Here is a 23,463-nt window from a genome sequence, read left to right on the forward strand (position 1 = left end):
GTCACGCATTTCTATACGGAAAGTAATGGAATGGGTGCGAGGCGTAGTATGGGGAGATGGATAAATGGAAGTCCCACTATCTGATCGCGATGGCCGTGTGCGTGGTGGTGTTCGTGCTCGCCGTGGCAGTGGTCCGCCTCTTCTCCACGCTGTTGATGTTCATCATGATCGTGGTGGCGGTGATCATCCCCATCGTGGCCGTGATCATGGCCAACAAGCCGGGTGAGGAGTACGTCGCCGAGGATGAAGAGGAGGAGGAGAACCGCCCATAGCTCCACGCCTGATACGTCCGGCTTGTAGGTGAATGGCCGTAAATATCGGAGAATCCATAGCCTTACAGTGACTGACCTGTTAGGAAGTGGCGACGGTGCGCGCGATCTTCGGCACCTCGGACAGGGACGGTGATTCTCCTTGCGGCACGCCTTCGGGTTTCTGCTCGGCCTCATACTCACTCCGGCGCTCGTCTACGGCATGGGCTGGGGCTTCTCCAGTTCCCGGGCCTCGGTCAACGCGCTGGATCTGACGATCACCGACCGGACCCAGTTCTACGGCGCCTACGCCGCGATGGCGGCGGTGGGCCTGCTCGTGGGAATCCTGGTGGTGGCGCGGTGGATCTCGCCTTTCGTCTCGATGATCCCGGCACTGGGCCTGCTGGGCTGGAGCGGCTGGTACCTCGCCGACCCCGTCAAGGCCGCCGACCTGGTCGACCGGTTCCCGCCCGCCGGACAGCTGGACACCGCGCTGCAGCTCCTGCTCTCCAGCGGGGTGCTGGGACTCGTCGGGTTCGTGTTGCTCGTCCCGACCTGGGCGCCCTACCGCTGGCCCCACCCGCAGGACGTCGTCGAGGAGCACTACGACTACCGACCCCGCTCCCGCAGGTGAGCCGCTAGGCCTGCACGGGCGACCCCTGGTAGAGCCGGGTGACGACGTCCTCGATGTCGGGTTCGCGTAGCGCGATGTCCCGTACGTCATGGGCGCCGGCCACCTCGGCGACCGCGGAGGCGGCGCTGACGTCCGCGGGGACGGCCAGCCAGACCCGCGGCCCCTCCCGCCGGATCAGCCGGGTCCCCGTCGGCGGCGCGAGCGGCCCGGGGGAGGCCAGGTCGACGATCAGGATCCGGTCGGCCGAGGCGGTGGCGCGCAACTCCTCCAGCGCCCCGTCGAACGTCAGCCGCCCGTGGTCGATCACCATCACCCGGCGGCAGAGCCGCTCGATGTCGCCCAGGTCGTGGGTGGTGAGCAGGATCGTGGTGCCCTCCTCGGCGTTGATCCGGGCCAGGAACTCCCGGACGGCCGCCTTGCTGACCACGTCCAGGCCGATCGTCGGCTCGTCCAGCACCAGCAGTTCGGGGGAGTGCAGCAGCGCCGCGGTCAGGTCGCCGCGCATCCGCTGGCCGAGGCTGAGCTGGCGGACCGGGGTCTGGAGGAACGGCGCCAGTTCCAGCAGTTCGGTCAGCTCGTCCAGCCGACCGGCGAACCGTTTCTGATCTACTTTGTAAAGGTGCCGGATCAGTGCGAAGCTGTCGCCCAGCGGCAGATCCCACCACAGGGTGGTCCGCTGGCCGAAGACCACCCCGATCCGGCGGGCCAGCTCCTTGCGCCTGCGGGACGGATCCAGCCCCGCCACCCGGATCTCGCCGCCGGAGGCCGTCAGGATGCCCGTCAGCATCTTGATCGTCGTGGACTTCCCGGCCCCGTTCGGACCCAGGTAGCCGACGAACTCGCCCCGCTCCACCTCGAAGGTCATCCCGTCCACGGCCGTGACCAGCGAACGCGTCCGGCGGATCAGCCCGGACTTGCGGTGGACGGGGAAGGTCTTGGTCACCCCGGACAGTCGGATCATCGCGAGTCAGCTTCCCGTCGATCGGTAGTGGCGAAGCCCCGTCCGCCAGGCCAGCGCGGCGACGAGGCAGAGCAGCGCGGTCAGCACGGGGCCGAGGAACCGGACGAAGACCGGCAGGCCCAGCGGATCGGGATGCCCCAGGATGTACAGGGACGGCTGCCAGTTCACGAAGGCCAGCGGCACCGTGAACGTCACCGCCCGGACGAAGTCCTTGCCGTACAGCGACATCGGGTACTGCGTCATGAACACCCCGCCCCAGGTGACGGCCTTGGTCGCCTCGTGCCCGTGCACCAGCACGAACTGGGCGGAGGCCGCCAGCACCCACAGGGCGGAGAACAGCACGGCCCCGTTCACGATCATCAGCGCGGTCAGCGCCACGTCGGAGGGGCTCAGCGAGAGCCGGGACATGCTCCAGACCAGCACCACCCCGGCCGGGACGAGGCGCCCGGCCTTGCGCGGGGTGAAGTCCTCGGTCGCCAGTTGCAGCAGCGGGCTCACCGGCCGGATCAGCATCGTGTCCAGGGTGCCGGCCTTGATGTGGCGGCCCAGCCGGTCGGCCGCGCCGATCGCCACGTCGCTGACGGCGAACGAGAGCTGGGAGGCGCCGTAGAGGAAGCCCGCCTCGGCCGGGCCGAACCCGCCGAGGAACGGCATGTGGACGAAGATGATGACGATCCCGATCAGGTCCAGCGAGGTGCTGACCACCGCGCCGAGCGTCATCATCACCAGCCCCAGCGGGTACTGGAGGGCGGCGCGCGTCCAGGTCCGGGCGAGCAGCAGCCACGTCCCGACCGTCTCAACCACCCTGGATCACCAGCTTCCGGTGGGCGGCGCGGGTGAGCAGCCGTCCGGCGGCGATCAGGGCCAGCGCCCAGGTCGCCTGGAAGGCGTAGGCGCCCAGCAGCTCCCAGCCCTGCCGCTTGCCCAGGTAGACGTCCGCCGGAACCTGCACCAGCGCCGACCAGGGCAGCGCGTTCGCGACCGTGCCGAGCAGCCCGGGGAAGGTCACCAGCGGCAGGATCATGCCGGAGAAGAACAGCGAGCAGACCATCATCACCGCCTCCACGCCGCGCGAGTCGTGGATCCAGAACACCGCGAGCGCCACCAGGTAGCGCAGCGCGAAGCTGACGACCACGGCCAGCAGGAGCGCCAGGAGGAACGCGGCCCAGCGCGCGGGGGAGGGGACCAGGATCCCGAACACCAGCCAGCCCGCGGTCATCGGCACGAACCCGCGGGCCAGCAGGGTGAAGGACGCCCGGCCGAGGTCGTCGGCCAGCCACCACAGCTGGAGGTCGGCGGGCCGGTGCAGGTCGATGGAGACGTCCCCGGTGCGCACCCGTTCGGTCAGGTCCATCCCGCCGAAGATCTGCACGGGTCCGATGAGCGCCTGCGTGAGGAAGGCGAAGGTGATCGCGTCCAGGACGGTGTAGTCGCCGAGGCCGGGCCTGCTCTGCCACAGGGCGATGAGGATGTAGGCCCGCAGGAACCCGAACATCGTGTTGGAGACGGCTTCGCCGAGCGCGGCCAGCCGATAGGCGGAGTGACGGCGGAACGAGAACCAACAGACCAGCGCGTAGAGCATGGACCTCACGTCCGGAAGACGGCAAGATCGCTCAGCTTAGGCGAGGGGCCCTCCCGGCCGCAGTGGTCGAGAGGGCTAACAACTACTCCCGGTACGGATATCCATGGCGATGCGGACGTCCGCGCCGTTCGCTTGGCCCGGGAGCTCAATCCGTCGCGGCTCTCCCCGGACCGCCCGTCCCGGAGATCCGCCACCGTCGGCCGGGAACAAGGCGAAGACCCTTCCGGCCGCGGGGGCCGAAAGGGTCTTCTCAGGGGAACCGCACGGAACGAGGGGGGAGTGGCCGTGCGGATCGGTGTTTCCAGTGGAACGTCAGCGCGCCGTCAGGCGCACGTTCCTAGTGGAACTGCTCGTCCTCGGTGGAGCCCTTGTAGGCGGTGGTCGAGGAGTTCGGGTTGATGGCGGTGGAGACGGCGTCGAAGTAGCCGGTGCCGACCTCGCGCTGGTGCTTGGTGGCGGTGTAGCCGCGGGCCTCGCTGGCGAACTCGCGCTCCTGCAGGTCGACGTAGGCGGTCATGCCCTCGCGGGCGTAGCCGTGGGCCAGGTCGAACATGGAGTAGTTGAGCGCGTGGAAGCCGGCCAGGGTGATGAACTGGAACTTGAAGCCCATGTGGCCGAGCTCGCGCTGGAACTTGGCGATGGTCGCGTCGTCCAGGTGCTTCTTCCAGTTGAAGGAAGGCGAGCAGTTGTAGGCCAGCATCTGGTCCGGGTACTCGGCCTTGACGGCCTCGGCGAACTTGCGGGCCAGCTCCAGGTCCGGGGTGCCGGTCTCCATCCAGATGAGGTCGGAGTAGGGCGCGTAGGCCAGGGCGCGGGCGATGCAGGGCTCGACGCCGTTGCGGACCCGGTAGAAGCCCTCGGCGGTGCGCTCGCCGGTGATGAACGGGCGGTCGCGCTCGTCCACGTCGGTGGTGATGAGGGTCGCGGCCTCGGCGTCGGTCCGCGCGATCACCAGGGTCGGGACGTTGGAGACGTCGGCCGCGAGGCGGGCGGCGTTCAGGGTCTTGATGTGCTGGCCGGTCGGGATGAGGACCTTGCCGCCCAGGTGGCCGCACTTCTTCTCGGAGGCCAGCTGGTCCTCCCAGTGCACGCCCGCGGCGCCGGCCTCGATCATGCCCTTCATCAGCTCGTAGGCGTTGAGCACGCCGCCGAAGCCGGCCTCGGCGTCCGCGACGATCGGCGCGAGCCAGTGCGGAGCGTCCTCCTGGCCTTCGGACCAGGTGATCTGGTCGGCGCGGATCAGGGCGTTGTTGATGCGCTTGACCACGGCGGGGACCGAGTTGGCCGGGTAGATCGACTGGTCCGGGTAGGTCTGGCCCGCCAGGTTGGCGTCACCGGCGACCTGCCAGCCGGACAGGTAGATGGCCTTGAGGCCGGCCTTGATCTGCTGGACGGCCTGGTTGCCGGTCAGGGCGCCGAGGGCGTGAACGTAGTTCTCCTCGTTGACCAGCTTCCACAGGCGCTCGGCGCCGAGCCGGGCCAGGGTGTGCTCCACCTGGACGGAGCCGCGCAGCTTGACGACATCCTCGGCCGTGTAGGTCCGCTCGATGCCCTTCCAGCGCGGGTCGGTGTTCCACTGGTTCTGCAGCGCTTCGGCTGCGCCCTTGAGGCGACCGTCAGTCATTGTCTTGCTCCCTCGTTGTGTCGTCCCCTGGGTGCTTGTCTCTGAGTCTGCATGTCTTGACGTCAAGGTTCTACCCGGTAGTAACAGAAACTTCTGCCGTTTTTGCGCTACTATCAACCCGTGACGACCTTGCGAAGCGAAGAACCGCTGAACTTGTCGAGTGGTGTAGACCTTTCCGTCTTTGGACAGCGCCTGCGGCATCTCCGCCGTCAACGTGGTCTTACCCTCTCTGAGCTGGGAGAACGTGTCGGCCGGGCCCCCTCCCAGCTGTCTTTGCTGGAGAACGGCAAACGCGAACCGAAGCTTTCACTGCTGCAGTCCCTGGCGAACGCCCTGGCGGTGCCGGTCGAAGAACTTCTGCAGAAAGAGGCGCCTTCGCGGCGCGCCCAGCTGGAGATCGCCCTCGAGGACGCCCAGCGCGACCCGATCTACGGAAGCCTCGGCCTGCCCTACCTGAAGGCGTCCAAGCGGCTGCCCAACGACGTCCTCGAGCATCTGCTCGGGTTGTACGACGAGCTCAAGCGCTCCCGGACCAAGCCCACCGCCTCCCCGGAGGAGGCCCGCATCGCCAACGCCGAGCTGCGGCGCAAGATGCACGACCGGGGCAACTACTTCGGCGAGATCGAGCAGGTGGCCCGCAAGACCCTCGACAACGTGGGCTACAAGGGCGGCGCGCTGTCCCAGGGCATGCTCATGGCGCTGGTGGGCCACTTCGGCTACACCCTCCGCTACGTCCAGGACCTGCCCCGTTCCGTCCGGTCGATCACCGACCAGCGCAACCGGCGGATCTACCTGGAGCGCGAGCAGCTCGGCATGCACACGCCCCGCACGATCCTGCTGCAGACCCTCGGCCACATCGCGCTGGGCCACTCCGTGCCCCGCGACTTCGCCGACTTCCTGCGCCAGCGGGTGGAGGCCAACTACTTCGCGGCGGCCACGCTGATCCCCGAGGCCGCGGTCGTGCCCTACCTGCGCGACGCCAAGGCCAACCGGGAGCTGTCGGTGGAGGACCTCGCGGACGTCTTCTCCGTCTCCTACGAGATGGCCGCGCACCGCTTCACCAACATCGCGACCGAGCACCTCGACCTGCGCTGCCACTTCACCAAGAACGACGAGAGCGGCACGATCTACAAGGCCTACGCCACCGACGGGCTGCTCTTCCCCGCCGACGAGGACGGGGCGATCGAGGGCCAGCGGATGTGCCGGCAGTGGGCGGGGCGCCGGGTGTTCAACAGCAACGACCGGTTCTCGGTCTTCTACCAGTACACCGACACCCCCAAGGGCACGTACTGGTGCCTGTCGCACATCGACCCCAGCCACGAGCGGGACTTCGCGATCACGCTGGGCGTGCGGTTCGAGGACTCCCGCTGGTTCCGCGGCAGGGAGACCTCCAACCGGGTCAAGTCCGCCTGCCCCGACGGGGAGTGCTGCCAGCTGCCCCCGGCCGATCTCGCCGCCCGCTGGGAGGGGCAGTCCTGGCCGTCGGCCCGGGCCCACTCGCACGTGTTGTCGGTGCTGCCGCCCGGCGCCTTCCCCGGCGTGGACGAAGCAGACGTTTATACCTTCCTGGACAAGCACAGCGTGGAGTAGCGCCTAATGTGGCTGTAGGGGAGGAAGAAGGCGCCGTGCTCGCTGAGGTCGCGGACTGGCTCGACCGCCGGTCCAGCACCGCCGCGGACTGGCCGGCCGGGAGCCTGCGGGAGCTGAAGGGCTCCACACGGGTGAGTGTCGTGCTGCCCGCGCGGAACGAGGAGAGGACAGTCGGGACGATCGTCTCGGCGATCCGGCGGGAACTGGTCGAAGGGGTCCCGCTGGTCGACGAGATCGTCGTGATCGACTCCAGGTCGGTGGACGACACGGCGGCGGTCGCGGCCGCCGCCGGGGCGAAGGTGTTCGCCCAGGACGCGATCCTGCCGCGCCTGCCGTGCCTGTCGGGCAAGGGCGAGGCGCTGTGGAAGTCCCTGGCGGTGACGTCCGGCGACATCGTGGTGTTCGTGGACGCCGACCTGGTGAACTTCTCGTCCTCTTTCGTGACGGGGCTTCTCGGCCCTCTGCTGGCCTGTCCCGAGGTCGCCTACGTCAAGGGGTGCTACGACCGGCCGTACCACGGGACGGAGGAGACGCCGCCCGCCGGGGGAGGCCGGGTCACCGAACTGGTGGCGCGCCCCCTGCTCAACATGCACTGGCCGCTGCTCGCCGGAGTGGTGCAGCCGCTGGGCGGCGAGTACGCGGGGCGCCGCTCGCTCCTGGAGCGCCTCCCCTTCGTCACCGGGTACGGGGTCGAGCTGGGTCTGCTGGTCGACACCTTGGAGTTGGCGGGCCTGGACGGGCTGGCCCAGGTGGACCTGGGGGTGCGGGAGCACTCCCACCAGTCCACCGAGGCACTGGCCGCCATGGCGTCCCAGATCATGCAGACCGCCTGGTCCCGTTTGGACCGGCAGGGGCTGATGATGCCGCTGTCGTCGCCCTCTCCGGAACTGACGCAGTTCCACAGGGAGGAGAACGGGCATGTGCCGGTGGGCCGGGACACCTCGCTGGGGGAGCGGCCGCCGATGATCGGCGTCCGGGAGTACGCGCTGTCCTTCCGGCACTGAACCGGAGGGTGTTCCCAGTGACCGCCTCCGTTCCCGAGGCGGTCACCGGATGCCGGACCGGTGTCAGTCCTATGCCTGACGGGAGAAGTACCAGTAGGTGAGTCCTACCACCAGGACCGCGACGACTGCCAGAACGATGAGGGTCATGGATGGGATCCTTGCGTGAGACTTCCTTGGAGGAGGATTCTCTCAAGAAACGGCGCTGTCCGTGGCATTTTGACTGCGTTTCGCTGGTATGGAGAGTCTCATTACGATAAATCTCTCTGAATTCTCCTTAGGGTGTGCTCTTTGGTGCGATCCATCCCTTAAGGGTGCGTTGTCTCCTCGGAACGTCCATGTGAACGCGCTGTTACGGCCGGTTAAGTTCCTGGGTCGGTATGCCCGCCTTCGTATAGGTAGGTGAATGATCGGGGATGTCCGCGATGTTCCTTTCTGGAAAGGAGGGTGCTGTGCTCGCTGAAGCCGCGGAATGGCTCCGCCGCCGATCCAGCTCCGCCGCGGACTGGCCGGCCGAGCTGCTGCTGGGATTGAAGGGCGCCACCCGGGTGAGCGTCGTGCTGCCCGCACGGGACGAGCAGGACACCGTCGGGGGCATCGTTTCGACGATCCGGCGGGAACTGGTCGAACGCGTGCCCCTGGTCGACGAGATCGTCGTGATCGACTCGCGGTCGGTGGACGGCACCGCCGCCGTCGCCGCCGCGGCGGGGGCGAAGGTGTTCGCCCAGGACGCGATCCTGCCGCGCCTGCCGTGCCTGTCGGGCAAGGGCGAGGCGCTGTGGAAGTCCCTGGCGGTGACGTCCGGCGACATCGTGGTGTTCGTGGACGCCGACCTGGTGAACTTCTCGTCGTCCTTCGTGACGGGGCTGCTGGGCCCCTTGCTGGCCTGCCCCGACGTGTCCTACGTGAAAGCCTGCTATGACCGTCCCTACAACGGCGCGGAAGCCGCCTTCGCCGGGGGAGGCCGGGTCACCGAACTGGTGGCGCGCCCCCTGCTCAATATGCACTGGCCGCTGCTCGCCGGAGTGGTGCAGCCGCTGGGCGGCGAGTACGCGGGGCGCCGCTCACTCCTGGAGCGGCTCCCGTTCATGACCGGCTACGGCGTCGAGCTGGGCCTCCTCCTCGACGCCCTGGAAGCGGCGGGCCTGGACGGGCTGGCCCAGGTGGACCTGGGGGTGCGGGAGCACTCCCACCAGTCCACCGAGGCGCTGGCCGCCATGGCATCCCAGATCATGCAGACCGCCTGGTCCCGTTTGGACCGGCACGGGCTGATGATGCCCCTGTCCTCACCGTCCCCCGAACTCACCCAGTTCCAGCGGGGTTCGTCGGGATACCTCCCCCTCGACCGCGAGACCGCCGTCGGCGAGCGGCCCCCCATGGTCGAGATCCCCGAGTACGCGCTGACTCTCCGCCCCTGAGCCTTCTTTCCGCGCCGGTCGGCGGCCGCTTCCGGGCGGCTCCGGCCGGCGCGTCCCGTGTCGGGGGGAGAACGCCACTCAAGTAATTGAGTGCTTTCCAAGCGGGTGTTTGGGTAGGAACAGTAGACCGCTCCAGGTGACAAACCGTGATACTCGTCACGGCGACTGGATCACCCACTTGGGGGCTACTCTTCGGTAACCCCCTGCTGCTACCGTGGGTAACACATTGTTTGATGGAATTTCGGTAAGGGGTCTACACACCATGTCCGACGCAGCCAAGAGCTTCTCCCTGGAGCTCACGGAGGATCTTCGGGAAGCCCAGGCCTGGTGCCGCGAGTTCGCCCGGGACGTGATCCGGCCTGCGGCCGAGGAGTGGGACGAGCGGGAGGAGACGCCCTGGCCGATCATCCAGGAGGCCGCCAAGATCGGCCTGTACTCGCTGGACTTCTTCGCGACCCAGTCGCTGGAGGACACCGGCCTCGGCATCCCGGTCACCTTCGAGGAGCTGTACTGGGGTGACGCCGGCATCGCGCTGGCCATCACCGGCACCGGCCTGGCCGCCGCGTCCCTCGCCGCCACCGGCACCCCCGAGCAGATCGCCGAGTGGGCGCCGCAGATGTTCGGCACCGCCGACGACGTCAAGCTCGGCGCGTTCTGCGCCTCCGAGCCCGGCGCGGGCTCCGACGTCGGCTCGATCCGCTGCCGCGCCGTCTACGACGAGGCCAAGGACGAGTGGGTCCTCAACGGCACCAAGACCTGGGTGACCAACGGCGGCATCGCCAACGTGCACATCGTCGTCGCCTCGGTCCACCCCGACCTCGGCTCGCGCGGCCAGGCGTCGTTCATCATCCCGCCGAACACCCCCGGCTTCTCCCAGGGCCAGAAGTTCAAGAAGCACGGCATCCGCGCCAGCCACACCGCCGAGGTCATCCTCGACAACGTGCGCATCCCCGGCAACCTGCTCATCGGCGGCAAGGAGCGCTTCGACGCCCGCATCGCCCGCGTCCGCGAGGGCAAGCGCGCCGCCGGCCAGGCCGCGATGAAGACCTTCGAGACCACCCGCCCGACCGTGGGCGCGATGGCCCTCGGCGTCGCCCGCGCCGCCTACGACTACGCCCTCGAGTACTCCCGCGAGCGCGAGCAGTTCGGCCAGAAGATCGGCAACTTCCAGGCCATCGCCTTCAAGCTCGCCGACATGAAGATGCGCGTCGACGCCAGCCGCCTCCTCATCTGGCGCGCCTCCTGGATGGCCCGCCAGGGCAAGCCCTTCGAGAACGCCGAGGGCTCCATGGCCAAGCTCCACGCCTCCGAGACCGCCGTCCGCGTGACGGAGGAGGCCATCCAGATCCTCGGCGGCAACGGCTACACCCGCGAGTACCCCGTCGAGCGCATGCACCGCGACAGCAAGATCTTCACCATCTTCGAGGGCACCTCGGAGATCCAGCGCCTGGTCATCGGCCGCTCCGTCACGGGCCTCCCCGTCCGGTAGCCCCGACCAGCAAGAACGTGCCCCTGCCGCTCCCCCCACGGCAGGGGCACTTTTGTTCCTCCGGGCATGTGAAGTCGGGAAATGAAGAGAGACCATCCCCGAGTTCCAAGGCCGACCCGCGTACCTGCAGATCGCCGATGACCTGAGAAGCCAGATCCTGGACGGCTCGCTTCAGGAGGGTGATCGAGTGCCCTCCGAGGCCGACTACGGTGTCTCGCGGATCGTCGTCCGCGATGCGGTCAAGGTCCTGGCGTCCGAAGGCCTGGTCATCAAGCGCCAAGGCGCCGGCACCTTCGTCAGGGCCCTGAAGCCCCAGCAGCGAAGAATCGTCGGAGACTTCTACGGTTCCCGTCCCACCAGCTCCCCGTTCGCCCGAGCCTCCAAGGCCGCGGGCCAGGCCCCGGAGTGGGAGTACCAGTCGAGGGCGACGACAGCCCCCAAGGCGATCGCCACCCGCCTGAACATCGCCGCGGGCGACCCGGTGATGCGGACCAACCACCGCTTCTTCGCCGACGACACCCCGGTCATGCTCTCCACGTCCTACGAGCCCCTGGCCATCACCGAGGGCACCCCCGTCGAGCAGCCCGAGGCCGGACCCGTCACAGGCGTCATCCCCCGGATGGACGCCATCGGCGTCAACATCACCCACGTCACCGAGGAAGTCACCGCCCGGGCCCCACGTCCCTACGAGACCGAGAACCTCCGAGTCCCCGCAGGCGTCGCAGTCCTGGCGATCGAGCGGACCTACTACGCCGACGACCTACCGGTCGAGACCGCAGACATCATCGTCGCCGCCGACCGGTACACCCTGGCCTACAAGGTGCCGATCCCACCTGCAGAAGGTGCCTGACAGAGCCTTACTTCAGGGGACTGGTGCTCTAGGGCTGTCTTCAAATTTCCAGGTTGTGGAGCAGAACAGCTGGTTCTTGGCGAGTGTTCCGCCTGGAGTCGGGTGGATGTTGCCTCCAGCTGCTTTCCGATCTAGCAGCCTTGCTCTCTGCAAGCTATGGCCAACAGCTTCGAGGTCCGAAGACAGGCTCTTGCCAGCTCTCCCGATCGTGCGAGCTGATCCGCCCACGATGATTGGTACCTCAGAATTCCCGACTTTCTGGCATTCTTCTTTCGAGTCCGTCATCCTTTGGATCATGGACGATATGTCGCAGTGGGACAGCGATCTTGCCCGGGCCCGGGCCGAGCGAAAGGCACAAGAAGCCTCGTTCCGCCAGGCGGCATGGATGTCGGAGGAGCAGCGCCAGGCGGCCAGCAGGCAGACCTACCCCCATCTGCAAGAGGCGGCGGCATGGGCCATCGCCCGCTACCGCGAGGCCGGGGTGCCCGGGCAGGGAAGGGTAGGTGCTCGATGCTGGCCCATCGGGCACGTCGAGGTGCCTATCGGCCCGGATCACTATGGCGGATACCCCGACTCACGGGTGACCTTCCTATGGGCCGACGGCAAGGGAGGCTTGTTCGCCTCCGAGGACAAGGACGGCTCATCGAACAGCATGAGGCGTCTATCCTCCGATGACGTCGGTGACTTCCTGTCGAAGGACGGTAATTCCCTGGGAGTCGTCCAGTTCGTTCACGAGTTGATCACCGACTACGAGGAATGGAAGACCGAAACCGGCGGCAAACGGTTCAAGGTCAAGGTCACCTTCCATCCCGTTCGTCTTGTGCTCTTCATCGCGATCTTCCTCGTCTTGGCTTACTTCTTCTCCTAGCCGAGGAGAGCTGTTCCAAGTTTCTTCACGTCATCAAGCCTGCCCCGCTGACGCGCGGCGGGTGGAGAGCCGGGCCCCTTCGTCGGAGGTGACACCCGCTCTCCACGGTCCGCCGTGATGTGCAGGAGAAGAAACTCCGCTGAGAGCTGGAGGGGCAGGGCGCGGGCGGCGGGGTTCTCCTCGGGGGCCGGTGGGCTCGGGCGGGACGAGGCCGATCGTTCGAGTGCTACGTGGTCCGTGCAAACCCTGGAGGGGGTTGCCGCCGCTCGCTCCCCGCCGGGCTTGGCCTCTTCGGGCCCACCCGTCGGGGGTGGCGGCCCGCGCCGATGGCGCGGAACGATAAGGCTCCTCGTGCCTTCGATCCTCCCTCCCACCAAGGAGGGAAACCCTGTCCGGCACCACCTCCAGGAGCCCGCGGGGAACTCCGGCTCCGGGATGGGCGAGAAGCGAAGGTGTGCAGCAGGTCACGGGGCGGGTGGCTGGGGCTTCGCCCTTCCCATCTGCCGTCATCCCATCCCAGGGGACTACCAGACAGGCCCTGAGGGGCGAAGGTCGTTCGTCCAATGGGGCGCCACCCCTCAGGGCCCGCCCGGTTGCGCGGAGCGTGGGACGACGGCAGACGGGAAGGGCTCAGGAGCAGGACTGACGGCTAGCGCCGGGGAACAAGGGTTGGTCGAGCTCGAAGCAGGGACCTCGCGGCCCCCAACCCCCCGCGGGCCGGAGCACTCATCCGCGCGAATCCCTCCACCGCAACGTCTCGCCGTTCGCGCGGACGAGCACACCGGAGCGGCCACGCCCCCGCATCGAAAGGGCCCACAATCGCCCAATAGCAGAGAACGGCCAGCCGACTCGTTCTCCCTGCCGAGAGGGCTACCAAGGGAGATCTGCCATGTCGACGGGCTCACTCATCCTCTTGGCGCTGGCGTCCCACTCATCCAGCTTCGCGACCAGCCACTCGGCGAAAGTGAGGTCCTCGTCCGACAGCCGGGAGGACTCCCAGCTCCAGATGTTTCCCTGCGGGGTGCTGTAGTCGATGAGGGTCCATGTGTCACATCCCCCGGTCAAAGGCACCAGGGTGGGTGAGCGGTCCAAGCGATGACGGGGGAAGCTTTCCACCCAAGACAGGCACTCGCTGAGCAGAGGCTCGGCATGCTCGCCTTGATCGCCATCACAGCAGTATTCCGGCTCCGTAAGGGACAGGACCAGCAGGCAGCCCCCTTCACCGCCGTCGGCGACCTCGAGATAGATCCGCTTGAGCAACGGAGGCATCGGATACCCCACTGCGGCCTCGACCTCGGCGACGTCTTCCGCCGACGCCCGTCTTATACCCCACCACGAGACCGCGTCTTTGAGCCTGCGGATGATCTGATCGTCGTTCACCCGCCATGGATACCGCATTCCGCCGACAACCAGCCCAGATCGAGAGCCCGGCTGTCCTGACAGGTCTCCGCTTCAAGGGCGCACCCAGGGCACATGACCATGGAAGACGGCGCAAAACGACAAGAGCTGTCGAGAGACATCTCGGCAGCTCATCCGGTTGATCGTTGACCTTGCCCCAGCTCAGCCGACAGGGCACCGTCTACAAGTTCGAGCTCTGGCTTGTCGGCTATGAGACAGGCCCTGAGCCTGTCGCTCACCCCTTTGCCTCGTGGGCGGCGAGTTCTTCCGGGGTGCCGATGAAGGCGGGGCCGCAGTTTGCCGGGAGTCGCTCGACCACCATGGCGACGGCTTGGGCGGCGTCTGCTGCTGATCCTACCGTCTCGGTGCGTAGGGGGCCCTCTACGCAGTAGCCGCCGTCTCTCGTAGGTCCGATATAAGGGATATCCCAGGTCCAGCGATTGCCGGTACAGCGGCTGAAGTGGAGTTCTCCCATGCCTGTCCATGGGAAAAGCTCACGAAGCCGAGGCTCGGCATACGCGGCATCGATCAGTTCGGTGCGCACCCCTCCGCCGTTCCGGACGTCCCGCCAGGCTGCTTCGACGATGGCTTGCCCGGGTGTATCTGTCGTCATGGCCGCCATCATGCCCGTATGAAGATGGGCGTGGGCGGCAAGGGCAAGGCAGGTGGTCCTGTTCCGTCGTTGTTCCGTGAAGACTGAAAAGGCATCGGAAGATGACCACAGGCGAGGGAAGCTCTTCACCGTCTTTGAGGGCGCCTCGGAGATCCAGCGCCTGGTCATCGGCCGCTCCGTCACCGGACTGCCCGTTACGAGGATGCGGCCGATCCCCTGTTCGACTCGGTACAGCAGGTGAGGATGCCGCACTGGCATCAGGGCCGCGTCGTCCTGCCCGGTGACGCGGATGCGGCCCTTCATCGTCATCTACCGGGCCGCCGCCCTGAGCGAGCGCCTCATCTTCACTCCGCACGACCGCAGGGAGCTCATCATCCGCAAAAGCATGATGCGCCTGATGAGCTCGCCGCTCCTCCGCCGCGTCACCGGCGGGATGCGGGGCGGTCCCAAGAGCATGCGGGCCAAGTACGTCGACGTCGCCGCCCCTGAGGAGGAGTGGGGGAGACCCGGACTCTAGAGGGCCGGGTCAGTGGTACCAGGTCGTGAGCGCTTCGAGGTGGCGGCGCATGCGGTGGTGGGCGACGCTCTCGTCGCCCTCCAGGATGGCCTCCAGGATGCGGTGGTGGATGCGTTCTACCTCGGCGGCGGACTCCGCGCCGGGGAGTGGCTGCTCCTGGGCCGAGGTGTGTCGGGCCCACAGTTCGGTGAGGATCCGCAGGAACACCGACAGGACCGGGTTGCCGGACAGGTCGGCCAGTTCGGTGTGGAACAGGTCGGCGCCCGACAGGCCGGGGGCGACCGGCTCGGCCGTCCGCTCCAGTACGGCGTGCAGTCGCGTGCCGACCTCGGGCTCGTCGCGGCGGGCGGCCACCCGGCGCAGCGTGCCCAGTTCGACGGCGTCGCGCACCAGCCGCAGGTCCTCGGCGGTGACGCCCTGGTAGTCCAGGTAGAGCGCCATGGTGTCGACGCTGGCGTCCGGCTCGGGGACGGTGACCACCAGGCCGCCGCCCGGGCCCCGGCGCATCCGCGCGACCTGGTGGTACTCCAGCAGCCGGACCGCCTCGCGCAGCACCGACCTGCTGATGCCGTACCGGGCCAGCAGGTCGGCCTCCGAACCCAGCACCCGGCCGTCCCGCCAGCCGTCGGCGGCGATCTCGTCGTGGATGCGGGCGGCGGTCATCTCGGCCAGCTTGGCGCCGGGCCCGCCGACCAGCCGGCTGTCCGCCTGCGGAGGCCGGACGCCCTCCGGCGCCCGGTACTCGCGCAGCCAGTCGGCGATGACGTTCAGATGGTCGGTCAGGTACGCCTGCGCCCGGCCTCCGTCACCGGCGACGACGGCGTCGACGACCCGGACGTGGGCGTGCCGGGACAGCTCCTTGGCCTGCTCGGCCTTCGCCCTGGGCATGTGGCGCGAGTGGTGCGCGTACCAGGTGGTCAGGCGGGCCAGCATGTCGACGAAGAGGTGCAGAGCGGGGTTTCCGGACAGTTCGGCGAGCAGTACGTGCAGCGGGTTCTGCGACCAGACCCCGGGCTCGCCGCTGCGCTCCTCCTCCTCGCGCAGGGCGCGCCGCAGCCGGGCGATGCCGTCCTCGGTCAGCCGCTCGGCCGCCAGCGCGGCGGCCGGCGGCTCCAGCAGCAGCCGGGCGTACATCACGTCCTCGACGCCGGTGCCGACGTAGTCGAGGTAGATCACCATGGCGTGGCTGGCGGGGGCGGCGTCGGGGGCTGTCACCAGCAGGCCGCCGCCCGGCCCGCGGCGCATCCGCGCCACCTGGTGGTGCTCCACCAGGCGCGCGGCCTCGCGCAGCACCGACCGGCTCACCCCGTAGCGGTCGCGCAGCTCGGCCTCCGAGCCCAGGTTGCGTCCGACCGGCCAGCCGAGGCGGATGATGTCGTCCTCGATCCGCCGGGCGACCTGGGCGGCCAGCTTGCCCGCCGGGGCGCCGGCGGCGTCCGGCCGCCCGGCGTCCCACGCCCGCACCGGCTCCCGTTCACCGGTGGCGGGAGCGTTCGTGTCGGCTCTCGCCATGGGACGGACAACTCCTCCGCAGGGATCAAGGGCCCCCAGTTTAGTTCCGTCCTGCGGTCACTTCGGGACGAACCGCTGGCAGGCGGCCGGGCGCGGCCGCCTGCGGCGCGGCACCGCGTGGACGTCGTCCCCGCGTCAGGACAGGGGGTCGAAATGCCGGTCCGCGAGCCGGCCCATCGCGGGACGGCACACCTGGGTCTCCCGGAGCACCCAGCGGTACAGGACGGGCAGCGCCGCGGAGAGCGTCACCGCGCCTTCGCGCAGCCCGTCCGCCAGGCGGGCGAATCCGTCGGCGACGGTGTCCGGGCGGCAGCCCAGCAAGCCTTCGAGGTCGTCCAGTTCGCATCGGCGTTTGGCGTCCCCGAGTCGAGCGCTCTCCCGCAGGTACTTCACGATGCGGGCCACCCCCTTGCCGCGCAGGACGACGAAGGGGTCCTCGCTGCGCGGCACGATGATCTGCCCGAGCTGGGCGACGGCGGCGTCGTACAGCCACGCGTCGTCGAGGTCGGCCGCCGTCAGCGGCGCGGGCGGTTCGAGCTCCGCCCCGGTCACGTCGGCCAGCGCCTCCACGAAGAGGCGGCGGTGCAGCACACGGAAGATCAGGTTGTTGCCCACCTCGGAGAGCGGGTCGATCCCGCCCGGGCCCCTGTGGCCGAGGATGAGGATGCGCAGCTCGGCGAGAACGCGGTAGTAGCGGATCCGGTCCAGGTCCAGGGTGCGCCCGGCCGCCGCCGCGTAGTCGGCCAGTCGGTCGGGGAGATGTGTGAACGGCTCCTGGACCGCGCGCACCGTGAGCCACGCCAGGTCGTCGTGCACGTCGCCCAGATGGGCCAGCTCCCAGTCGAGCACCGCGGTGACCCGGCCGTCCAGGTAGAGGAAGTTGCCCGGCCCCGTGTCCCCCTGGACGATCACCGCGGGTTCCGACACGTCGGGGATGTTCCGCCGCACCCAGGCGAGCCCCAGCTCGATGAGCGGGTCGGCGGGTTCCCCGGACCGCCGGTAGAGCGCCTCCCAGCGGTCGATCTCGGCGTGCACCAGCTCGCGCAGATCGGCCTTCGGCGACAGTCCGGGCAGAGCCACTCTGCGGGGGTCGACCTTGTGCAGCTCCGCGAGGACGCCCATGAACTCGCGGGCGACGGCCAGCCGCTGCTCCTCGTCCCGCAACCGGGAGAACCAGGCCTGCCCCGGCACCCGCTCGGCCAGGATGGCCTGTTCGCGGGGGTGGACGGCCTGGATGCGCGGCACCGGGACGGGAGTGTCCTGCAGCGCGAGGAAGTAGCGCGCCTCGTCCTGGAGGGTGAAGGGGTCGCCGGTCTCGTCCGGGTCGCTGCGGTCGTAGCGCAGGAACAGTTCGAGCCTCTCCCCGCCGGCCGTCTCGGCGTCGACGAACCAGGCTTCGCGTCTCCCGCCGCCGGGCTGCCGCCGGACGGAGGTGATCTTTCCTCCGACGGAACGCGCCATCCAGTCGGTCAGGGCCTCGCTGAGCCCGGTGGTCGTCTCCTCGGGTGTCGTCGTCACGGGCGGGTCCACTCCTTCAGCGGCCAGACGTCCTGGTCCTCGCCGTGGACGGGGTTCCCCTCGACCGTCCAGAGCAGCGAGCTGTTGAGGCACAGGGAGGTGGCGCCCGGCAGGAACATCCTGCTGAGGGTCTCCGCCCGGGCCGTGGTGACGCGCCCCAGCTCGTCGCGGACCTCGAGGGAGATCCCGGTGATCCAGTTCTTGACGGGGTCGCGTTCGACCTCCCGGCGGCCCTCCACGATGTGCGCCGTCCGGCCGTCGCGCCTGACGTAACCCGCGTGGACGTGCTCGGGCCCCTCGCCCTTCGGCAAGGTGTAGGCCAGCAGGCTGAACTCGGGCGAGGCCGCCCAGCTGTAGCCCACCCGGCGGTAGCCGCGTTCGTTCCGCGTCCCCCAGGAGCGGTCGCGCATGGCGTGGCAGTCGACGTCGATGCGCTCGCCGTCGAGGACGATCCGCCCGGTCACCCGGCCCGTCTGGTCGTAGTGGGACGCCTTGGGGTACGGAGGCGCTCCGCTGAGCAGCGGTACCGGCTCCTCCAGCGCGTCGAAGCGCAGCCGTACGCCGACCCTGTCGCGGTCCTCGTAAGCCAGGTCGTACGACATGCCCGGCTCGAGCGTCACCACCGACATGCCCGTGGGGAAGTCGATGCGTCCGGGCGACCGGACGGTCGGCGGTTTGAGGTGGCCGAACTGCTCGAAGAAGGGCAGGTCCCAGGGGTCCGTCGCGGTGGCGTCCCAGATCCACATCCCGCCGGCCGTGGCGCCCAGGGCGCCGCGGACCGACGCGTACAGCCATCCTCCGAGGGCGCGCTCGGGAACGAAGAACGAGTACCAGAAGGCCTCGGTGTGGTAGAAGTCGCCGGCGGGCGGGTGCAGGTCGTCGTCTTCCGGTGTGAAGCGGTCGGGCACGGCAGGCGGCCTTTCTGTGGTGGGGCGGGCTCCTCAGCGGTCCGAGCGCAGCAGCATCGCGCCCGAGGGGACGCCTCCGCCGGCGGTGACCACGGCGACCCGGGCGTCGTGGACCTGCCGTCCTTCGGCCTCGCCCCTCAGCTGCAGGACGGCCTCCCGGACGAATCCGTAGCCGTGCAGCCGCCCGGCCGACAGCTGGCCGCCGTGGGGGTTGAGGGGCAGCCGGCCGTCGAGGGCGATGCCCCGGCCTTCGTCGATGAAGTCCCGGGCGCCGCCGAACTCGCAGAAGCCGAGGGCCTCCAGCCACGACAGGGCGTTGAAGGTGAACCCGTCGTAGAGTCCGGCCACGTCGACGTCCTCGGGGCGCAGCGACGTCCTGCTCCACAGGTGCGCCGACGGGCCGAGGGACTGCGGCAGGTGGGTGAGGGTGTCCTGGTCCCATGACAGCCGTTCCGTGATCTGGGTGCCGACGGCCTCGACCAGGACGGGGGGTTTGGGCCGGTCCGCGGCGGTCTCGACGGCCGACACGATGACGGCGACGGCGCCGTCGACGGGAACGTCGCAGTCGTACAGGCCGAAGGGGGTCGAGACCACGCGGGCCCCCAGGTAGTCGTCCATGGTCAGCGGGTCCCGGTAGATCGCTTCGGGGTTGCGCGCGGCGTTGTCGCGGGCGGTGAGCGCGATCCAGCCGAGCGTCTCGCGGTCGCCGCCGTACCGGTGGAAGTAGTGGGAGGCCTGGCAGGCGATCCAGTTGGCCGCCGACATCGCGCCGAAGGGCAGGCGCCATTCCATCATCCCGGTGGCCCGCTCGTCGCCGACGTGCCAGCGGCCGGAGCGCACCAGGGCGGTGTGCGAGGACTCCCACACCGTCCGGAAGCACAGCACGTGGCGGCACAGGCCGGAGGCGACCGCCAGCATCGCCGACATGATGGACCCGATCTGGCCGGGGGTGTCCGCGCCCCCGGCGACCCAGGTGGGCTTGAGCTGCAGGGCCTCGGCCAGCGCCATGACCCCGCCCTCCGACATGCCCGCGGGTGCGTTGCCGGGGTAGGTGGCCAGGCCGTCGATCTCGTCGACGGTCAGGCCCGCGTCGTCGATGGCGCGCAGGCAGGCGTCGGCGGTGAGCGACAGCGGGTCGGCCATCAGGCGGCGGCCGACCTCCGACTGCCCGACCCCGGTCAGGGCGACCTCGTCCTCGAACTTCCTCCGGCGGGCCATCGGCCGCAGCGCCGCCCCGTGGTCGCGGGGCTCCGGGAGGGGGCCGGTGACGCCCGCCTGCTCGGGGTCCGGCTCGAACAGCGGCAGGTAGACCTCTCCGGCCTTCTCGAACAGCACCCGCACCCGCATGCCCACGCGCACGTCGGCGGGGTCGCAGTTGACGATGTTCGTGGTCAGCCGCGCCCCGTCGTCCTCGTCGAGCACGACGATCGCGACGACGTACGGCGGGGGGAGGTCCGGCAGCCACTGCTGGACGTTGACGGTGAACCCGGCCACCGTCGCCCTGCCGGAGACCGGTGTCGCCGCCATGTTCGCACTGCGGCAGGACCGGCAGCGCGGGAGCGGCGGGTGGGTGTAGGCCGAGCAGTCCCCGCAGCGCGCGATGCGCAGTTCGCCGTCGCCGCCGCCCGCCCAGAACTCGGCGCTGGCCAGGGTCGGCTGAGGTAGCGGTCTGCCTGTCGGTCGGTCCATGTCGAGAGCCCTTCGTCCGAAGGTCGCCGGTGACCGAGGCCGAATATAGTGCACACAATCTGGCGGGATCAAGAGATGGCAGGGGAAATGCGGCACATGGGGCACTAATAAGTAGCCTCAAAAGGGGTCGTTGAGCTCTCCCGCCCGACCGGACACCGGAGGTCAGGAGGACAGGTGCCGCCGCATCCGGTGCTGGGCCAGGCCCGCGTCGCCGTCGCGGATCGCGCCGAGGATCTCCCCGTGCGCCCGGTCGAAGCCGTCGAGGCAGGCGCCGGGAGGGACGGATCCGCCATGGGCGGCCCGGATCCGGCGGGACAGGTCGGTGATGATCCGCAGGAACAGGCTCAGCACCGGATTGCCGGCCAGCCCGGCGAGCTCGGCGTGGAATCCCCCGTCGCCGGCGGGGTCGTCGTCTCGCGGCTCCCGGGGCGGGCGGTCCGCGAGCTCCGCGAGCCGGCGGGCGACGTCCGGCTCGTCGCGCAGGGCCGCCACGCGGGCGACCGTCCCGGCCTCGATCGCCTCGCGGACGAGGTCCAGGTCCTCGGCGGTGACGCCGCGGAACGCCAGGTACAGCGCGCTCGCGTCGATGGCCGCCTGCGGCGCCTGGGGGGTGACGACCAGGCCGCCCCCCGGCCCCCGCCGGGAGGCGGCCACCGAGTGGTGCTCCAGCAGCCGGACGGCCGCGCGCAGCACGGCGCGGCTCGTCTCGTAGCGGTCCATGAGCTCGGCCTCCGAACCGAGGACCGCGCCGGGCCGCAGGCCCCGGTCGACGACGTCCTGGTAGATCCGTGCCGCGACCGTCTCGGCGAGCGTGGTGCCCGTGCCGAGGTTCGCCGGAGCGGCGGCGGGCGCGACCGGCCCGCGCCGTTCCCGGTCGGTTCCGATGCCGAGCCAGGCGACGACCTCGTCGAGGTGCTCGAGGAGACCGACCTCGGCCCGCGGCGCGTCGCCGGCGACCGCGGCGTCGATGATCTCGGCGTGCCGGTGGTGGGAGACCTCCGTGAAGCGGAGCAGCTCGTCCCTGGGGATGTGCCCGAACACGCCCGCGTGCCGGTAGGTCAGCTGCTCCAGCACGTCGATGAAGAGTTGGAGCACGGGATTCCCGGTCATCTCGCTCAGCACGGCGTGGAAGAGGCCGTCCGCCCAGTCCCCGTGCCTGCGGGAGGAGAGCTCCGCGGCGAGGGTGGCGCGCAGCCTCGCGATGCCGCCCTCGTCGATCCGCTCGGTGGCCAGCCTGCCGACGAGCGGCTCGATGAGGCGGCGGGCGTGGAGCACGTCGCCCGGAGTGGCGCCGACGTACTCGATGTAGACGACGACGGCCCTGACCGCCGGCCCGGCGTCGGGGGCGCAGATGACGAGCCCGCCGCCCCGGCCGCGGCGCATCCTGGCGACCTGGTGGTGCTCCAGCAGCCGGGCCGCCTCGCGCAGCACCGTCTGGCTCACCCCGTAGCGCTCCCGGAGCACGGGCTCGGAGTCCAGGATCTCGCCGACCGGCCAGCCCCGCCCGATCACCTCGGCCTCGATCCGCCGGGCCACCTGCGAGGCGAGCTTGCCCACCGACCCGGCGGCGCGTCCGCCGGGGGCGGGGCCGCCGCCGTCACGGACGCGTGCGAGCCGGGAATCCGCCTCCACCGCCAAGCGGCTCACCCCCGGCCCTCCGACATGCTGCGTCGAGTCTAATGCGGGGGCGCCCCGTCCGGCCCGGTCTCCGGATCAGGTGATCGCGCCGTCGATCTTGAGCTGGATCAGTTCGTCGTCGCTCCAGCCCAGCTCGCGCAGCACCTCGTCGGTGTGCTCGGCGAACTGGGGCGCGCGCCGCAGCGGGGGAGGGGTCTCGTCGAACTGGACGGGGTTGGCGACGAGCTCGCGCGGCCGTCCGTCGGCGTCGACGACGGGGGCGATGAGCCCGTTGGCGCGCAGCGCCGGGTCCTGGCCGACCTCCCAGGAGTTCTGCACCGCGGCCCACTGGCCCCGCACGCCCTCCAGCACCTCGAGCCACTCGGCGTAGGTGCGCCGCTCGATGATCCCGGCGAGGATCTCCGCCGCCTCGGCGGCGTTCTCCATGATCTTCTCAACGCCGTCGAAGCGCTCGTCGGTGACGAGGTCCCCGCGGCCGGCGGCGGCGCACAGCTCCGGCCAGTACCGGCCGGGCTGCAGCATCGCCAGCTCCAGCCAGCGCCCGTCGGCGGTGCGGTAGGCGCCGATCAGCGGGTTGGACGCCGACCCGTGCCTGGGCTGCTCGACCTGCGGCAGCGGGCCGCCGGCCAGCAGCGCGAGGTTGACCGAGAACTGGGTCGCCCACGCGCCGACGCCGATCAGCGACACGTCGACGACCGACGGCCGTCCGGTGGCCTGCCGCGAGTACAGCGCCGCGGCGATCCCGCCGGCGATCGTCATGCCGCCGATCGAGTCGCCGTAGGCGCCGGCGGGCTGGCGCGCCATGGTGCCGGAGTCCGGCGGGGTGACCCCGGCGGCGCTGCCGCCGCGGGCCCAGAACGCCGTGCTGTCGTAGCCGCCCTTGTCGGCCTCCTCGCCGCGGGCGCCGAACCCGCTGCCGCGGACGTAGATGATGTCGGGGTTGATCGCCCGGATGTCCTCGAGCTCGATGCGCAGCTTGGCCCGCGCGCGGGGGAGGAAGTTCGTCAGGAACACGTCGCTGCTGCGGACGAGCTCCTCCAGCACCCTGCGCGCCGACGGGTTCTCCAGGGCGAGGCCGACGCTGCGCTTGCCCCGGTTGGGGCCCTCCATGATCGGGAAGAACGAGGTGCCCTTGCTGCGCACGTCCAGGCCGAGCAGCCGGACCAGGCCGCGCTGGGCGTCGCCGAGCTCGGCGTGCTCGATCTTGATGACGTCGGCCCCCCAGTCGGCCAGTACCGCGCCCGCGGACGGCACGAAGGTGAACTGGGCGACTTCCAGAATCCGTACGCCGTCCATGGGTCGATGCATCCGTACCGCCCTCTCCTCGGTGTAAAGGGATTGCTACGGAGCGCTATTGTGTGCACTCTGTTCCCTCTTCGGCCGGAGCATAGCAACCGCCCGGATC

21 protein-coding genes are annotated in these 23,463 nt (G+C 69.7%); 9 read left to right on the forward strand and 12 right to left on the reverse strand.

The window, feature by feature from the left end:
- The first annotated feature begins 56 nt into the window (after nt 1-56).
- A complete protein-coding gene (locus tag ABD327_RS33270) occupies nt 57-272 on the forward strand; it encodes a DUF3099 domain-containing protein (RefSeq protein WP_344456773.1) in 216 nt (71 codons plus the stop codon).
- Between the two features lie 139 nt (nt 273-411).
- A complete protein-coding gene (locus tag ABD327_RS33275; RefSeq protein ID WP_344456776.1) occupies nt 412-882 on the forward strand; it encodes a hypothetical protein in 471 nt (156 codons plus the stop codon).
- A gap of 4 nt (nt 883-886) precedes the next feature.
- Here ABD327_RS33275 and ABD327_RS33280 read toward each other — a convergent pair whose 3' ends face one another.
- From ABD327_RS33280 to aceA, 4 genes are all read right to left on the reverse strand, one after another.
- Nucleotides 887-1,843, reverse strand: a complete 957-nt coding sequence (locus ABD327_RS33280) for an ABC transporter ATP-binding protein (protein ID WP_344456778.1) — start codon at nt 1,841-1,843, stop codon at nt 887-889.
- Between the two features lie 6 nt (nt 1,844-1,849).
- Nucleotides 1,850-2,647 (reverse strand): ABC transporter permease, encoded by a 798-nt coding sequence (locus ABD327_RS33285; RefSeq protein WP_344456779.1) that lies wholly within the window; start codon nt 2,645-2,647, stop codon nt 1,850-1,852.
- Nucleotides 2,640-3,425, reverse strand: a complete 786-nt coding sequence (locus ABD327_RS33290) for an ABC transporter permease (RefSeq protein ID WP_344457159.1) — start codon at nt 3,423-3,425, stop codon at nt 2,640-2,642. Before ABD327_RS33290 ends, ABD327_RS33285 begins: the two co-directional genes overlap by 8 nt.
- Nucleotides 3,426-3,762: 337 nt before the next feature.
- The gene (gene aceA / locus ABD327_RS33295) at nt 3,763-5,049 is read right to left on the reverse strand and encodes an isocitrate lyase (RefSeq protein ID WP_344456781.1); all 1,287 of its coding nucleotides are present in this window, start codon (nt 5,047-5,049) and stop codon (nt 3,763-3,765) included.
- A gap of 153 nt (nt 5,050-5,202) precedes the next feature.
- Between aceA and ABD327_RS33300 the strand changes: the two genes are divergently transcribed.
- From ABD327_RS33300 to ABD327_RS33325, 6 genes are all read left to right on the forward strand, one after another.
- Nucleotides 5,203-6,639, forward strand: coding sequence for a helix-turn-helix domain-containing protein (locus ABD327_RS33300; RefSeq protein ID WP_344457162.1), 1,437 nt, complete (start codon nt 5,203-5,205; stop codon nt 6,637-6,639).
- A 35-nt stretch (nt 6,640-6,674) separates the two neighbouring features.
- The gene (locus ABD327_RS33305; protein WP_344456783.1) at nt 6,675-7,643 is read left to right on the forward strand and encodes a glucosyl-3-phosphoglycerate synthase; all 969 of its coding nucleotides are present in this window, start codon (nt 6,675-6,677) and stop codon (nt 7,641-7,643) included.
- Between the two features lie 449 nt (nt 7,644-8,092).
- Nucleotides 8,093-9,058 (forward strand): glucosyl-3-phosphoglycerate synthase, encoded by a 966-nt coding sequence (locus ABD327_RS33310; protein ID WP_344456785.1) that lies wholly within the window; start codon nt 8,093-8,095, stop codon nt 9,056-9,058.
- Nucleotides 9,059-9,320: 262 nt separating this feature from the next.
- Nucleotides 9,321-10,547, forward strand: a complete 1,227-nt coding sequence (locus ABD327_RS33315; protein WP_344456787.1) for an acyl-CoA dehydrogenase family protein — start codon at nt 9,321-9,323, stop codon at nt 10,545-10,547.
- A gap of 130 nt (nt 10,548-10,677) precedes the next feature.
- Nucleotides 10,678-11,397: a GntR family transcriptional regulator gene (locus ABD327_RS33320; RefSeq protein ID WP_344457164.1), complete on the forward strand. Its 720-nt coding sequence runs from the start codon at nt 10,678-10,680 to the stop codon at nt 11,395-11,397.
- Between the two features lie 295 nt (nt 11,398-11,692).
- Nucleotides 11,693-12,265, forward strand: coding sequence for a hypothetical protein (locus tag ABD327_RS33325; RefSeq protein WP_344456789.1), 573 nt, complete (start codon nt 11,693-11,695; stop codon nt 12,263-12,265).
- An 870-nt stretch (nt 12,266-13,135) separates the two neighbouring features.
- On the opposite strand, the gene ABD327_RS33330 is transcribed toward ABD327_RS33325, so the two are convergent.
- Nucleotides 13,136-13,645, reverse strand: coding sequence for an SMI1/KNR4 family protein (locus ABD327_RS33330; protein ID WP_344456791.1), 510 nt, complete (start codon nt 13,643-13,645; stop codon nt 13,136-13,138).
- Between the two features lie 253 nt (nt 13,646-13,898).
- Nucleotides 13,899-14,444, reverse strand: coding sequence for a DUF6193 family natural product biosynthesis protein (locus ABD327_RS33335; protein WP_425547275.1), 546 nt, complete (start codon nt 14,442-14,444; stop codon nt 13,899-13,901).
- Between the two features lie 121 nt (nt 14,445-14,565).
- Here ABD327_RS33335 and ABD327_RS33340 point away from each other — a divergent pair, with 121 nt between their 5' ends.
- The gene (locus tag ABD327_RS33340; protein WP_344456795.1) at nt 14,566-14,793 is read left to right on the forward strand and encodes a hypothetical protein; all 228 of its coding nucleotides are present in this window, start codon (nt 14,566-14,568) and stop codon (nt 14,791-14,793) included.
- Nucleotides 14,794-14,802: 9 nt separating this feature from the next.
- On the opposite strand, the gene ABD327_RS33345 is transcribed toward ABD327_RS33340, so the two are convergent.
- From ABD327_RS33345 to ABD327_RS33370, 6 genes are all read right to left on the reverse strand, one after another.
- Entirely contained in the window at nt 14,803-16,305 is a 1,503-nt protein-coding gene (locus ABD327_RS33345; RefSeq protein ID WP_344456797.1) for a FadR/GntR family transcriptional regulator, read from the reverse strand.
- 135 nt (nt 16,306-16,440) lie between these two features.
- Entirely contained in the window at nt 16,441-17,823 is a 1,383-nt protein-coding gene (locus ABD327_RS33350; protein ID WP_344456799.1) for a phosphotransferase, read from the reverse strand.
- Nucleotides 17,820-18,731: a DUF7065 domain-containing protein gene (locus tag ABD327_RS33355; protein ID WP_344456801.1), complete on the reverse strand. Its 912-nt coding sequence runs from the start codon at nt 18,729-18,731 to the stop codon at nt 17,820-17,822. Before ABD327_RS33355 ends, ABD327_RS33350 begins: the two co-directional genes overlap by 4 nt.
- Nucleotides 18,732-18,764: 33 nt before the next feature.
- Nucleotides 18,765-20,420 carry a thiolase C-terminal domain-containing protein gene (locus ABD327_RS33360; protein WP_344456803.1) on the reverse strand — a complete coding sequence of 552 codons (1,656 nt, stop codon included), beginning with the start codon at nt 20,418-20,420 and terminating at the stop codon, nt 18,765-18,767.
- A 162-nt stretch (nt 20,421-20,582) separates the two neighbouring features.
- Nucleotides 20,583-22,067 (reverse strand): FadR/GntR family transcriptional regulator, encoded by a 1,485-nt coding sequence (locus tag ABD327_RS33365; protein ID WP_344456805.1) that lies wholly within the window; start codon nt 22,065-22,067, stop codon nt 20,583-20,585.
- 66 nt (nt 22,068-22,133) lie between these two features.
- Nucleotides 22,134-23,366 carry a CaiB/BaiF CoA transferase family protein gene (locus ABD327_RS33370; RefSeq protein WP_344456807.1) on the reverse strand — a complete coding sequence of 411 codons (1,233 nt, stop codon included), beginning with the start codon at nt 23,364-23,366 and terminating at the stop codon, nt 22,134-22,136.
- Between the last annotated feature and the right edge of the window lie 97 nt (nt 23,367-23,463).

Origin of the sequence: Actinocorallia aurantiaca, assembly GCF_039533685.1 — a bacterium.
Taxonomy (GTDB): Bacteria; Actinomycetota; Actinomycetes; order Streptosporangiales; family Streptosporangiaceae; genus Actinocorallia; species Actinocorallia aurantiaca.